Annotated in this window: 12 protein-coding genes and 1 pseudogene; 11 read left to right on the plus strand and 2 right to left on the minus strand. The window is 43.6% G+C overall.

Annotation, left to right across the window (positions count from 1 at the left end):
• Nucleotides 1-226 precede the first annotated feature (226 nt).
• From ACRQ5D_RS18265 to ACRQ5D_RS18310, 10 genes and pseudogenes are all read left to right on the plus strand, one after another.
• Nucleotides 227-970, plus strand: coding sequence for an electron transfer flavoprotein subunit beta/FixA family protein (locus ACRQ5D_RS18265; protein WP_091163280.1), 744 nt, complete (start codon nt 227-229; stop codon nt 968-970).
• 174 nt (nt 971-1,144) lie between these two features.
• The gene (locus ACRQ5D_RS18270; RefSeq protein WP_091163281.1) at nt 1,145-2,122 is read left to right on the plus strand and encodes an electron transfer flavoprotein subunit alpha/FixB family protein; all 978 of its coding nucleotides are present in this window, start codon (nt 1,145-1,147) and stop codon (nt 2,120-2,122) included.
• A gap of 12 nt (nt 2,123-2,134) precedes the next feature.
• Nucleotides 2,135-2,578 (plus strand): acyl-CoA thioesterase, encoded by a 444-nt coding sequence (locus ACRQ5D_RS18275; RefSeq protein WP_208102441.1) that lies wholly within the window; start codon nt 2,135-2,137, stop codon nt 2,576-2,578.
• A 79-nt stretch (nt 2,579-2,657) separates the two neighbouring features.
• Nucleotides 2,658-2,927 (plus strand): acyl-CoA-binding protein, encoded by a 270-nt coding sequence (locus tag ACRQ5D_RS18280; protein ID WP_090523886.1) that lies wholly within the window; start codon nt 2,658-2,660, stop codon nt 2,925-2,927.
• 320 nt (nt 2,928-3,247) lie between these two features.
• Nucleotides 3,248-3,700, plus strand: coding sequence for a DUF2147 domain-containing protein (locus ACRQ5D_RS18285; protein WP_091163282.1), 453 nt, complete (start codon nt 3,248-3,250; stop codon nt 3,698-3,700).
• Between the two features lie 39 nt (nt 3,701-3,739).
• Complete coding sequence (locus ACRQ5D_RS18290; protein ID WP_091163283.1) at nt 3,740-6,118, plus strand: 3-hydroxyacyl-CoA dehydrogenase/enoyl-CoA hydratase family protein; 2,379 nt, start codon at nt 3,740-3,742, stop codon at nt 6,116-6,118.
• A 27-nt stretch (nt 6,119-6,145) separates the two neighbouring features.
• Complete coding sequence (locus ACRQ5D_RS18295) at nt 6,146-7,321, plus strand: acetyl-CoA C-acyltransferase (RefSeq protein WP_091163284.1); 1,176 nt, start codon at nt 6,146-6,148, stop codon at nt 7,319-7,321.
• 30 nt (nt 7,322-7,351) lie between these two features.
• Nucleotides 7,352-9,166 carry an AMP-dependent synthetase/ligase gene (locus ACRQ5D_RS18300; protein WP_091163285.1) on the plus strand — a complete coding sequence of 605 codons (1,815 nt, stop codon included), beginning with the start codon at nt 7,352-7,354 and terminating at the stop codon, nt 9,164-9,166.
• Nucleotides 9,167-9,253: 87 nt separating this feature from the next.
• Nucleotides 9,254-9,945, plus strand: a pseudogene (locus tag ACRQ5D_RS18305) (enoyl-CoA hydratase/isomerase family protein).
• Nucleotides 9,946-9,951: 6 nt separating this feature from the next.
• On the plus strand, nt 9,952-10,863 hold the full coding sequence (locus tag ACRQ5D_RS18310) for an SDR family oxidoreductase (protein ID WP_256337348.1): 912 nt from the start codon (nt 9,952-9,954) through the stop codon (nt 10,861-10,863).
• A gap of 185 nt (nt 10,864-11,048) precedes the next feature.
• Here the strand turns inward: ACRQ5D_RS18310 and ACRQ5D_RS18315 are convergent, their stop codons facing one another.
• Both ACRQ5D_RS18315 and ACRQ5D_RS18320 read right to left on the minus strand, forming a co-directional pair.
• Nucleotides 11,049-11,228: a hypothetical protein gene (locus ACRQ5D_RS18315; RefSeq protein WP_432326156.1), complete on the minus strand. Its 180-nt coding sequence runs from the start codon at nt 11,226-11,228 to the stop codon at nt 11,049-11,051.
• Nucleotides 11,229-11,549: 321 nt separating this feature from the next.
• Nucleotides 11,550-12,272: a hypothetical protein gene (locus tag ACRQ5D_RS18320; RefSeq protein WP_091163287.1), complete on the minus strand. Its 723-nt coding sequence runs from the start codon at nt 12,270-12,272 to the stop codon at nt 11,550-11,552.
• Between the two features lie 202 nt (nt 12,273-12,474).
• On the opposite strand from ACRQ5D_RS18320, the gene ACRQ5D_RS18325 reads away from it, so the two are divergent.
• Entirely contained in the window at nt 12,475-12,810 is a 336-nt protein-coding gene (locus ACRQ5D_RS18325; protein WP_431200142.1) for a winged helix-turn-helix transcriptional regulator, read from the plus strand.
• Nucleotides 12,811-13,244: the final 434 nt, after the last annotated feature.

The raw sequence follows: 13,244 nt of genomic DNA on the forward strand, positions 1-13,244 counted from the left end.
AGGCAAGGGTGAGAAATCTCCTACGAGATGCAGATTTGTGCGGGTTAAAACAGGGCGTAGAAGATTTCTCCTCACCGGCTGGGACACGCCCTTCAAGGGTTCGTTCGAAATGACATTATTTTTCCATTAATAATTAAGTCATTAAAGACGTGTACGAAGAGGAAAATCTCACGATCCCCGCGTTTATTTTCCCTAAATAATATCAACCAAAAACAAAATTCTGATAATGAAAATATTAGTGTGTATAAGCCAGGTGCCGGATACCAGTACTAAAATTGTATTAAAAAATAATAACACTTCTGTTAATAGTGATGGAGTTACTTATGTGATTAACCCATATGATGAATGGTACGCGTTGATCAGGGCTATCGAATTAAAAGAAAGCGGTATCGCCACCGAAATTCATTTGATAACCGTAGGTAAGGCCGATGTAGAGCCCGTGATCAGGAAAGCATTAGCCCTAGGCGGCGATGAAGCTATCCGTATTGATGCTGAGAGCAATGATCCTTATGAAACCGCTCATTATATAGCCGAATATGCTGCCGGGGTTGGTTATGATCTTATTTTATGCGGCAAAGAGTCTATCGATTACAATAATGGAACTACAGGCGCCATGCTGGCCGAGTTACTTGACCTCGATTATATTGGTTTTGCAACCGGGATCAGCATAGAGGCCAATGCTGCTGCGGTAAATCGTGAAATAGAAGGCGGTGAAGAAACAGATGCCTGTAATTTACCGCTGGTTATTTCCTGCCAGAAAGGTGTTGCCGAAGCCCGCATTCCCAATATGCGCGGCATCATGGCGGCACGTACGCGTCCGTTAAAGGTAATTACGCCTTCAGGAATAACTGCTGTAACCGAAATACTGTCATATGAATTGCCGCCTGCCAAGGCCGGTATCAAGCTGGTAAGCCCGGATGATATGGATGAATTGGTGCAGCTGCTGCATACCGAGGCTAAGGTTATATAATGTCAATTATTATTAAATGTAGAGACGCATAATTGCGTCTCCCGAATGCAAATTATGGCAATTGAAAAAGATAAGTAAAGCCGCTTGTCCTGCGGGAGACGCAATTATGCGTCTCTACCCGAAAAAACTTAAATAGTTTTTAAACAGTTAACTTCTAACTAAAAAAACAAAAAAATGTCTGTAATAGTATTGGTAGAACATACCGGAGGAATTATAAAAAAGCAAAGCTTTGAGGCTGTGCAATATGCCGCTCAAATAGCCCCAAAAATGGGCACTACGGTAACTGCCGTTGCTTTAGGCAGCGTTACCGAAGCTGAAATGGAAAACCTTGGCCAGTACGGTGCTCAAAAAGTGCTGCACGTTGCCGATGGCCGGTTGGACGAGTTACACTCAAGGGCATATGCCAGCGCGTTAATAGCCGCAGCACAAAAGGAGAATAGTAAAGTAGTTGTAGCCCTTCATGATATCAGGGGCAGGGCGGTAGCGCCGCGGATAGCTGTAAAATTAAAAGCAGGCCTGGTAGCCGGGGCGCTTTCATACCCTGATACGGAAAAAGGCTTTGTAATTAAAAAGGCCGTGTTTTCGGGAAAAGCATTTGCCTATGTAAACATTTTAAGCGACGTAAAGGTGATTATGCTGATGCCTAACACATTTCCACCTCAAAAGCAGGAAGGTAAAGCAGTTGTTGAGCAACTGGATGTAAGCTTTAGCGAAAAGGATTTTAGTGTGAAAGTAAAATCGGTAAATAAAGTGACAGGTGAAGTACCGCTTGCGGATGCCGAGCTGGTTGTTTCGGGTGGCAGAGGTTTAAAAGGCCCGGAAAACTGGGGCATACTGGAAGACCTGGCGAAAGAGCTGGGCGCTGCTACGGCCTGCTCGCGCCCGGTAGCCGATTCGCACTGGCGACCGCATCACGAACATGTGGGCCAAACAGGTGGCACCGTTCGTCCAAATCTGTATATAGCGGTAGGAATATCCGGAGCTATCCAACACCTGGCCGGGGTTAATGGTTCAAAAACTATTGTAGTGATCAATAAAGATCCCGAAGCTCCGTTTTTTAAAGCAGCCAATTATGGGGTAGTTGGTGACGCGCTGGAGGTTTTGCCTCGACTAACGGCAGCAGTCAAAAAGTTTAAAGAACATCATCAATAAATAATCAGGGCTATGGAGTTTTTTTATGAAGGACAGGTGCTGTGGTCGCAGATAGACTCGAACCAACATATGCGGCATTCTGCATATGCCGATCTTGCAGCACAGGCACGCATCACCATGCTTGAAAGCCTGGGTTTAAAACTGCCTACACTTTATGAATACAAAATAGGGCCTGTATTATTCAGGGAAGAAATGATTTACCTGAGAGAGATCGGGATCAATGAGCAGATCAGGGTAACCTGTGAGCTTACTAAATCCCGGCCTGATGGTTCCCGCTGGGCAATCAGGCATGAGCTGTACCGGGGCGACGACGTCAAAGCTGCAATCATAAATGCCGAAGGTTCATGGATAGATATGGAAAAGCGTAAGCTGGCCGTATTGCCGTCAGAGCTAAGCCAGATGTTTATGAAGGCGCCCCGCAGCAGCGATTATGTGGAAGAGGCCAATCCAGCCTGAAATAATTAAATAGTGTTGAATATCAGTTTATAAGCTTTGGGCTTTATGCCTTCTGCTTTTAGCTTTAAATAATTTATCTATGACCGATCTGAAAGGCACTTTTGAAAGGGCCGTTAAAGAGAGTAAGGAACTACCCTCAAAACCTGATAATGAAACATTATTACGCCTGTACAGTTTATATAAGCAGGCAACGGAAGGCGATATAAATACAGAAAACCCTCCGGGCATGTTTGATTTTGTAGCTAAAGCAAAATATGATGCCTGGTTAAAACAGAAGGGCACTACCGCTGATAATGCGATGCAGCAATATATTCAGCTTGTAACGCAATTATCAAATAAAACCAGCTAACTTTAATTCCGAAATATTGACAAATGTTTCCGCCGTTTAGACCTTTATAAAGCACCGCAGAAATAGATATTTGTTTTTATAAACCATCCCGGTATCGGGGATATGATTAGAATCTATTAGTTCACATAGATAATTAAATAGTAATAACCAGGCTATTAGCTTTAAGCCTTGTGCATTCTGCTTTTAGCTTTATATAAACCATTTTATAATTCTACTCTGTCTCTTTTTAGGTGGCTTCTGATACCCGTATTGATATTAGGTAAATGCGACAGAGGCCCTAAAAACCGACTTGTTTTTAACTATAAAAAACACCTAAGTCAATGTCAGCATCAAAAAAACATTTCACCCGTTTTGTATTAATCCTGCTAGCCATTGTGGCGGTAAGCATCAATGCAAAAGCGCAAACCGATAAAATTGAAGGTTTATGGTACAACGATGTAAAAACCGCCAAAATCCAGATCACTAAAGAAAGCAACGGTAAGTTTTATGGTAAGGTGGTATGGCTTAAGGAACCATTAAAAGATGGGAAGCCGAAAGTTGACGAAATGAATAGTGACGAAAAATTGCGTTCAAGGCCCAGGCTGGGCTTACCCGTATTGGCTGATTTTGTGAAAGATGGCGATAACAAATACTCGGGCGGAACAATTTACGATCCTAATAACGGCAAAACGTATTCCTGTAAAATGACCTATAAAGGTAAAACCCTGGATATCCGCGGATACATTGGTATTTCGCTTTTCGGGCGGACAACAACCTGGTCGCGGGCAGAGTAAAATAAAGATAAAGAGTTTTAATAACACAAGCAGATACTAATGAATGCTAAACGAATTATAAAAAAGGTTGCAGTATTGGGGTCGGGAGTAATGGGCAGTCGTATCGCCTGTCACTTTGCAAATATTGGCGTACAGGTACTGTTGCTTGATATTGTACCCAAGGATGCTCCGGCAGATAAAAAAGCGCGGAATAAAATTGTTAATGACGCGCTGGACTTCGCGTTAAAGTCAAACCCTTCGCCCATCTATCTCAAATCTTTCGCAAAACGTATTACAACCGGCAATTTTGAAGATGATATGCCCAAAATTGCGGATTGCGACTGGGTTATAGAGGTAGTTGTGGAACGGTTGGATATTAAACAACATGTGTTTGAAACAGTAGAAAAGTACCGTAAACCCGGCACACTGATCACTTCCAATACATCCGGTATCCCGATACATTTAATGGCCGAAGGTAGGAGCGATGACTTTAAAAAATATTTCTGTGGAAGCCATTTCTTTAACCCTCCCCGGTATTTAAAATTACTGGAGATCATTCCCACAAAAGACACCTTAGCGGGCGTTGTGGATTTTTTGATGGACTATGGCGCAAAATACCTGGGGAAAACTACAGTATTAGCTAAAGATACGCCGGCATTTATCGGTAACCGCATCGGGGTTTTCAGCATCATGAGTGTGCTGCATTATGTGGAGCAAACCGGTATGACGGTTGAAGAGGTTGATAAACTGACAGGGCCTGTAATAGGGCATCCTAAATCGGCTACGTTCCGTACCAATGATGTGGTGGGTTTAGATACGATGGTGCACGTTGCCAACGGTCTTTACAAAAACGCACCCGATGATGAGGCAAGGGAACTATTTAAAATTCCTTCATTTGTTGAGGGAATGCTAAAAAATAACTGGCTGGGCAGTAAAACCGGCCAGGGTTTTTATAAAAAAGAAAAAGGTGAAGGTGGAAACCAGTTTTATGCGCTCGATCTGAAAACGCTTGAGTACAAACCCTCTCAAAAGGTAAAATTCGCCTCGCTTGAAACTACAAAGGCGATTGATAACTTAAAAGATAGGCTCAGGATCCTGGTTGCAGCAAAAGACAAGGCAGGTGATTTTTACCGGGCTACCTTTTATCAGTTATTTGCTTATGCCAGTAACCGCATCCCCGAAATAGCCGATGAACTTTATAAAATAGATGCTGCCACCAATGCGGGCTTCGGCTGGGAACTGGGCCCATTTGAAAAATGGGACGCGCTTGGTGTTGAGGATACGGTAAAAGCCATGGAAGCCGTGGGAAACAAACCGGCCCAATGGGTATATGACATGCTTGCGGCGGGTGCAAAAAGCTTTTATAAAATAGAAGATGGCAAACGCCTGTATTATGATATTCCGTCGAAAAGCCACAAGGTAATTCCCGGTACCGAAGGCCTTATTTTGCTCAGTAATATCCGGGAAACAAATACGGTGTGGAAAAACAGCGGTACTACCATTACCGATATTGGTGATGGTATCCTGAACCTTGAGTTTCATACCAAAATGAATACAATAGGCGGCGAGGTGATTGAAGGCATCAATAAAGCCATCACCCTTGCCGAGGCAAGTTACAAAGGCCTGGTTATATCAAACGAGGGTGCAAATTTCAGCGCAGGGGCCAATGTGGGCATGATATTCATGATGGCCGTTGAGCAGGAGTTTGATGAGCTCAATATAGTGATCAAAGCCTTCCAAAATACGATGATGCGCATCCGTTATTCATCGATCCCGGTGGTGATAGCGCCTCATCAAATGGCCCTGGGTGGTGGCTGCGAAATGTGCCTGCATGCCGATAAGGTAGTGGCACATGCCGAGCTATACATGGGTTTGGTTGAGTTTGGTGTTGGCTTGATTCCCGGAGGTGGGGGCACAAAGGAATTTGCCCTGCGCCTTTCAGACGAACTACAGGAAGGTGACGTAGAACTCAATAATTTCCGTGATCGTTTTTTAACCATCGGCCAGGCAAAAGTATCCACTTCGGCTTATGAGGCATTTGAATTTGGCTATCTTAAAAAGGGCAGGGACATAGTGGTAGTATCGCGCGACGGGTTACTTACCGAAGCTAAACAGCAATGCCTGCAGATGGCGAACGAAGGGTACATACAGCCTATTCCGCGCGGAGATATCAGGGTGCTGGGTAAGCAGGCCCTGGGTTTGGGTTATGTAGGGGCCAATACCATGTACAGTGGTAATTACATAAGCGAGCACGATGTGAAAATTTCGCAGAAACTGGCTTATGTGCTTTCGGGCGGTGATCTGTCCCAGCCTTCAATGGTGAGCGAGGAATATTTGCTGGGGTTGGAGCGTGAAGCCTTTGTTTCGCTTTGCACCGAAAAGAAAACGCTTGAACGCATTCAATCCATTTTAACCGGCGGAAAAGTGTTAAGGAACTAATTTTTTTAAATATAAAATCTCAATAAAATGAACGCATATATAGTGGCAGCCAGCCGCAGCGCTGTTGGAAAAGCTACCCGGGGCGGGTTTAGGTTTACCCGTCCGGATACGCTCGCGGTAGATGTGATCAGGCATCTGCTGGCATCAGTGCCTAATGTTGATAAAGAGCAGATTGATGATGTAATTGTGGGCAATGCTACACCCGAAGCCGAACAGGGATTGAATGTTGCGAGGCTGATTTCATTAATGGCGCTTGATACCGATAAAGTACCCGGCATGACGGTGAACCGCTATTGCTCGTCGGGGCTGGAAACAATTGCCATTGCCTCTGCAAAAATACACAGTGGCATTGCCGATTGTATTATCGCGGGTGGTGTAGAAAGTATGAGCCTGATCCCGATGGGGGGCTGGCGCATTGTTCCTAACGCCGATATTGCCCTTGCACATCCCGATTATTACTGGGGCATGGGCCTTACTGCCGAAGCTGTTGCTAAAGAATATCATATTGGCCGCGAAGAGCAGGACCAGTTTGCTTATAATTCCCACCAAAAAGCCATCAATGCTATTAAAGAAGGTAAGTTTAAAGATGAAATAGCGCCGGTAAATATTGTGGAAACCTATGTAGATGAGAGCGGCAAAAAAGCGAAAAGGGAATTTAAGGTAGATACAGATGAAGGCCCGCGCAGCGATACCTCAATTGACGCGTTGGCAAAGCTTAAACCGGTATTTGATGCAAAAGGAGTGGTTACCGCAGGCAATTCGTCGCAAACCAGCGATGGGGCTGCTTTTGTCATGGTGGTTAGCGAACGTTTTATGAAACAGAACAACCTTAAACCTATTGCCCGGCTGGTTAATTACGCGGTTGCAGGTGTTCCGCCCCGGATCATGGGGATAGGCCCGCTGGTGGCGATCCCAAAAGTGTTGAAAATGGCCGGGATGAAACAGCAGGATATTGACCTGATAGAATTGAATGAAGCCTTTGCTTCGCAATCATTGGCGATAATAAAAGGGCTGGAGCTTAATCCCGAAATTGTAAATGTAAACGGAGGGGCTATATCGCTCGGCCATCCGCTTGGCTGTACCGGGGCTAAACTTTCTGTTCAGCTTTTTAACGAATTAAAACGGCGGGAGAAAAAGTATGGTATGGTTACCATGTGTGTAGGCACGGGGCAGGGCGCGGCGGGTGTATTTGAACTGTTGTAGGAATTTACCTTTATCTAAACCATTGCAAGCATGGAAAAGGCGACAAGATTGTTTGATTGCATGATTACCCAGGCTAAGGAGCCTAAGGTGGATCTTTTGAATGCGAAGGAGAATGGTTCCTGGCGGTCATACAGCACCCAAGAAGTGCATGCCATGATCAACCAGCTATCCGCAGCCCTGTTGGCCCTGGGCGTTTCGGGCGGTGACGGCACTACCGAAGGCCGCGATAAAATAGGTTTGATAAGCAATGGCAGGCCCGAGTGGATTATAACCGATCTGGCAGTACAGCAAACGGGAGCCATACTGGTCCCGCTATACCCTAATACAGGCACTAAAGAAATTGAGCAGATCCTGAACGAGGCAGAAGTTAAATATGTATTTGTAAGCAGCAAAGATTTATGCGAAAAGGTTAAGGAAGTTCATTTAAATATCTCCTCGTTAAAAGGCATATTTACTTTCGATAACATCGATGGCTGTGATTACTGGGGTACATTGCTTAAGCCTTTGCAAGAAAGTTATCAGAAAAAAATACAGCAGATAAATGATCAGATTACCGAAGACGATGTGGCAACCATCATTTATACTTCGGGCACTACCGGCCGGCCAAAAGGGGTAATGCTTACGCATAAAAACATTATGACCAATGCCTCGGCATCCGGCGATATTCTTAGCCGGATTCCGGTTACAGAAAAACGTGTTTTGAGCTTTTTGCCTCTGAACCACATTTTTGAAAAGATGTGTACCTATGTTTATCTGTATTATGGCTTTTCTATTTATTACGCCGAAAATATGGACACCATAGGCGCGAATATGAAAGAAATAAAGCCTTCACTTTTTACCGCTGTGCCCCGCTTGCTCGAAAAAGTGTTTGAGAAAATTATGGTGCAGGGGCAGAAACTAACCGGTATTAAAAGGAAGATCTTTTTCTGGTCGGTAAAACTGGCCGAAGCTTATGAAATTAATAATACCAGCCTTCGGTATAAAATTAAACTGGCCATAGCCGATAAACTGGTTTACAGCAAATGGCGTGCTGCTATAGGTGGTAATATAAAGGCTATAGTAGTTGGCAGTTCGGCCTGCCCCATTAAGCTGGAAAGAGTTTTTACAGCTGCAAATATTGTTATTATGGAAGGTTATGGGCTTACCGAAACATCGCCTGTAATTGCTGTTAACTGTTATGAAAAAAGCGGGAGGAAATTTGGCACCGTAGGTCGTTTGCTGAGCGGTGTGCAGGTGAAGATAGCCGCCGATGGAGAGATCCTCTGCAAAGGCCCTAATGTGATGCTGGGCTATTATAAAAATCCTGAGCTTACGGCAGAGGTATTGGAAAACGGCTGGTTCCATACCGGGGATATAGGCGAACTGGACCACGATTCGTTCCTGAAAATAACAGATCGTAAAAAAGAGATCTTTAAAACCTCGGGCGGTAAATACGTGGCCCCGCTACCCATCGAAAATAAGATGAAGGAAAATTATTTTATTGAGCAGATGATGGTTGTTGGTGCGGAAAAGAAATTTGTCGCGGCGCTCATTGTACCATCCTACACTCATTTAAAACCCTGGTGCAAGGAAAATGGTATTGCTTTTACAACTAACAATGAGTTAGTTAAAGATGCGAAGGTAATTGAATTGTATCAATCCATTATTAATAACTATAATCCCGAATTTAACCATGTTGAACAGGTGAAGAAGATCACCTTGCTTCCCAACGAATGGTCGATAGATAGCGGTGAACTTACCCCGACAGGTAAAATGAAACGGAAAGTGATCACCGAAAAATACAAAGCCGAGATAGATAAAATGTATCTCTGCCAAGTAAGTGAGGATCCAACTCTTGTAAATTAATTGATGAATACATTTCAAACAACAATACAGGGCAGGCTGGTTACAATTTCGCTTGATAGGGGCCGCTCAAATGCCATTAATCATGAAATGGTTAAAGAACTGGCGGCCTGTATCAAAACATTGGAGCATGATGACAACGTGGGCGGGGTTATTTTAACCGGCAAGGAAGGCTTTTCTCTTCCGGTATCGACCTGATTGAGGCCTATGATTATGATGAAGCGCAAAGCCGCCAATTTTGGGTGGATTTTTTAGCCTTGCAAAATACTTTAGCCGCTTTCAGGAAACCTTTGGTAGCTGCCATTAGTGGTCACAGCCCGGCTGGCGGCTGTATATTAGCTATTTGCTGCGATTATCGGGTGATGGTCGAAGGCGCATTTATCATCGGCTTAAATGAAGTTCCGGTTGGTATTATCGTACCTGACAGTGTTTTTAGCTTGTATGCCTTTTGGCTTGGCCAGCGTAAGGCATATCAGTATTTAATAGAAGGTAAGCTGCTTAAGGTAAACGAAGCACTGGAAGCCGGGCTCGTTGATGAAACTGCTGCGCCGGATAAGTTAATGAGCGCTGCAATAGAAAAGGTAATGGCCTATATAAAACTGAACCCGGTTACCTGGACGGAAAGTAAATTGAATTTGCGAAAGGAGTTGATAGGGAAACTCAAAGCCGACCAAACCGATACCCTGAACAAAATGCTAAAACAATGGTGGGCACCCGAAACCAGGCAAGGCCTTCAAATGATGATCCAGAATTTAAAATCAAAAAATACAGCTGTTAAATAATTGACAATGACAGATCCTAAAACTTCAAATGATGCTGCAAATCCAAACGCCGCAACTGTCGGTGGAATGTTAAGAGATGACGCTTTAAAAGGAAAAACCATCATTGTAACCGGCGGCGGAACAGGTTTAGGTAAAGCAATGGGGACTTACTTTTTGCATTTGGGCGCTAACCTGGTAATTACCAGTCGCAAATTGGACGTACTGCAACAAACCGCTGCCGAAATGGAAGCCGAAACCGGGCGTAAAGTATTGCCAATAGCCTGCGACGTGCGGAAGTATGACCAGGTTGAAGCAATGTTGCTGAAAGCTATCGAAAGATTTGGGCAGGTTGATGCACTATTGAATAACGCGGCGGGTAATTTTATTTCGCCTACGGAGCGTTTATCGGCAAACGCGTTTTCGGCTATCATTGATATTGTTTTAAAAGGTTCGGCCAATTGTTCGCTGGCTTTGGGCAAATATTGGATCAGGGAGAAAATGCCCGGAAATATCCTGAATATCATAACCACTTATGCTTTTACAGGTTCGGCTTATGTTGTGCCCTCGGCCTGTGCAAAAGGCGGTGTGCTGGCCATGACCAGGTCCTTAGCCGTTGAGTGGGGCAGGCATGGCATCCGCGCCAATGCAATTGCGCCGGGCCCATTTCCCACCAAAGGCGCATGGGAAAGATTATTGCCCGGAGACATGGCCCAAAAGTTTGATTTTAAAAACAGGGTGCCGCTTAAAAGGGTAGGCGAACACCAGGAGCTGGCTAACCTGGCCGCTTTTTTGGTGTCTGATTATTCAGGATACATTAATGGCGAGGTGATTACCATCGATGGGGGAGAATGGCTGCAGGGTGCCGGTCAGTTCAGCGGGCTCGAAATGATACCGGATGAAATGTGGGATGATATTGAGAAAGCTACAAGGTCGGCGTAGGGTGGTAATCGATTAGTAATTGAGTGTGTTAATTACCGATCTGAAGAAGTGAAGTTTTCAAATGCATTTTTGCCCTCTTCAAAAGCTTTTAGGTCTTCCTCTGTCCAGGTTGAAACTTAAGATATTTTCTTCCTGTATGCCGAGGGCTGTGGTTTAATTTGTTGTTGTATAGTAACACCAAGCCCCTAAGTATTTGTAACCAAAATACTTTTAGTATCGGGAATATCCATTACTAACCTCTCCAAGCTGGCCTTGTTGATTTGCATCCCTTTTCTAAACGAAGCGGTATCTGTAAAGGTATATGGAGCAATACCTTTAATATTTACTTTCAATCTACCATTTAAAACAACATCATTAACATTCACTATCGGATCATCATAGCAGTCTTTTCCGGCGTCAACGACAAGCGACTTCTTTTTTAAAGCCTTCGCTGCCTGGTCATCAAACTGTAGTAAACCACCTCATGCGGATATTATGAGGTGGTTTTTTCGTCCACTTAAGCTGTCTTGCGATGGATGTTCCTTTTGTTTTTTCTACGGCGCGCTTGGAAGATATAGATCGAAAAAAGCGAAGAGGCAGCAGTACTACTTCGTATGGTGTCGAAAACATACATTGAGATCGGTTAAAATCAGTATGAAACAATAAAGCCATCGAAGACTTTCCAATAATGCAGCATATATTGATGCTTAAAACAATTTTATATTACTTAATTCGATAGAGATAAACAGCGGGGCAGGAACAAGGGCGGTATTATCTTCATTCCTTTTGTAAACATGCCTGCTTGTTGGGAATTTGATGCCCTGAACTTCGGCATAATTTGCCAAATAATGAACAGATGCCGCATTGTTGAGAATCTCAACATTATAGTCATGCCTCTTGAACAGGCCTGACTGATCGATATAAAATACCTGTTCCCTGCAGTGTGTTGCAATGTTTTCCGGGAAAGTGACATGCAGCCGTCTTAATACCTCACCATTTTCAGTCCACGGCTCCAGTTCTTTCACTTTATATCCGGGTTCCGCTAAACAAAACGGTGTGTTCAAATAAGTCCACATGGCGTAGCCTGTGAAATAGGTTACCTGAAGTTTTGACCAGGGTGTTTCTGTTACATAGTCTTTAAAGCTGTGTCGTGGAAAATACAATTGATCGACCAGTGCGTCCTTCTCATCTATGATGGCGACTTTGTTAGTTTCAAAGGTATTATGCCAACCTTCTTTTATAAAAGGAGAGAACGACACATGCTGTTTTGTAGTGCTCAACAAGACATTAATGTCATCCATAATACCTGGGACCTGCTTAAATGCCCAGGTAACGCCCCCAATTTTAAGATGTGCAGAAATATATTCAAACTTTTTCCAGTTATCCAAGCCGCCATGGGCATCAATCGTAAATTTTAAGAGATCATTCATATCGTGAGTTAATTTAATTTGCAATCTGAATAAGCTATTTTTTCGTTGTTGCTTTTTGCAAGTGCAAATATAAATCTTTCTACTTGTTATTTGCAAGTAGAAAGATTTATGGTGGTGGGTTTTCTCTTACTAATGGGTTTTTATGCTTAAATTTGCACTTGTAATCAGCAAGTGAAATGCTTGTGAAGTTTATGACGATATCATGAAAAAGATAAAGAAACGTTCTGCCTGCCCGATAAGTTTTAGCCTGGACTTTCTCGGAGATAAATGGACATTACTGATCGTCAGGGACATACTGCTTAATAATAAAAATACTTTTGGCGAGTTTTTCCAGTCGGCTGAAGGTATCGCAACCAACGTATTAACAGATCGCTTAAAAATGCTGGAAACCGAAGGTTTCATCATGAAATACCCCGTTCCTGGCAAGGCCAGGGTGGCCTATTGCCTTGCAGAAAGAGGCATTGCCCTTATCCCGATTATTATGGAAATGGCAATATGGGGAGTGTCAGAGAATAACACGGAAATAAAAAAGAGTTAACGGCAGCCCTTAAGAACGATAAGGAGGCCGTCTTATCAGGATTAGCAAAGAAACACCTGGCGATATACGAACAAAGGAAAGAATCAAGGATTGAACCCGATCAGGTAAACGTTTAACGATCAAGCATCCTGGGCAGTGCAGTCATTTTCACTCCTCCGCCATTGGCAGTACGTTTTCATTAGTTGGATAACCGGCCGTGATCATTTTGCTTTTTATCAGTTTTGTTATTCAGACCCCTGCCTTCCCTGAACACTTACTCGATAATGTATCTTCCGCAGTGCTTTTTATATAAAATCAGGAAATAAAATCCATTTCCTGTGCCGGGATAAGTGTAAACAGTATGCCTTTAAAGAGAAAATCCACAAGGAACAGCGGCATCGCGTCATTTTGGCTACTATAAACTGCAATACGGCCACACATCGCAAATAACTCCT

Source organism: Mucilaginibacter sp. P25 (assembly GCF_050859465.1).
Lineage (GTDB): Bacteria > Bacteroidota > Bacteroidia > Sphingobacteriales > Sphingobacteriaceae > Mucilaginibacter > Mucilaginibacter gossypii.

Coding starts and splice junctions, on each gene's coding strand:
- ACRQ5D_RS18325 (WP_431200142.1), top strand. CDS start 12,475: ATGAAAAAGATAAAGAAACGTTCTGCCTGCCCGATAAGTTTTAGCCTG.
- ACRQ5D_RS18320 (WP_091163287.1), bottom strand. CDS start 12,272: ATGAATGATCTCTTAAAATTTACGATTGATGCCCATGGCGGCTTGGAT.
- ACRQ5D_RS18280 (WP_090523886.1), top strand. CDS start 2,658: ATGACCGATCTGAAAGGCACTTTTGAAAGGGCCGTTAAAGAGAGTAAG.
- ACRQ5D_RS18290 (WP_091163283.1), top strand. CDS start 3,740: ATGAATGCTAAACGAATTATAAAAAAGGTTGCAGTATTGGGGTCGGGA.
- ACRQ5D_RS18270 (WP_091163281.1), top strand. CDS start 1,145: ATGTCTGTAATAGTATTGGTAGAACATACCGGAGGAATTATAAAAAAG.
- ACRQ5D_RS18295 (WP_091163284.1), top strand. CDS start 6,146: ATGAACGCATATATAGTGGCAGCCAGCCGCAGCGCTGTTGGAAAAGCT.
- ACRQ5D_RS18275 (WP_208102441.1), top strand. CDS start 2,135: ATGGAGTTTTTTTATGAAGGACAGGTGCTGTGGTCGCAGATAGACTCG.
- ACRQ5D_RS18285 (WP_091163282.1), top strand. CDS start 3,248: ATGTCAGCATCAAAAAAACATTTCACCCGTTTTGTATTAATCCTGCTA.
- ACRQ5D_RS18265 (WP_091163280.1), top strand. CDS start 227: ATGAAAATATTAGTGTGTATAAGCCAGGTGCCGGATACCAGTACTAAA.
- ACRQ5D_RS18300 (WP_091163285.1), top strand. CDS start 7,352: ATGGAAAAGGCGACAAGATTGTTTGATTGCATGATTACCCAGGCTAAG.
- ACRQ5D_RS18310 (WP_256337348.1), top strand. CDS start 9,952: ATGACAGATCCTAAAACTTCAAATGATGCTGCAAATCCAAACGCCGCA.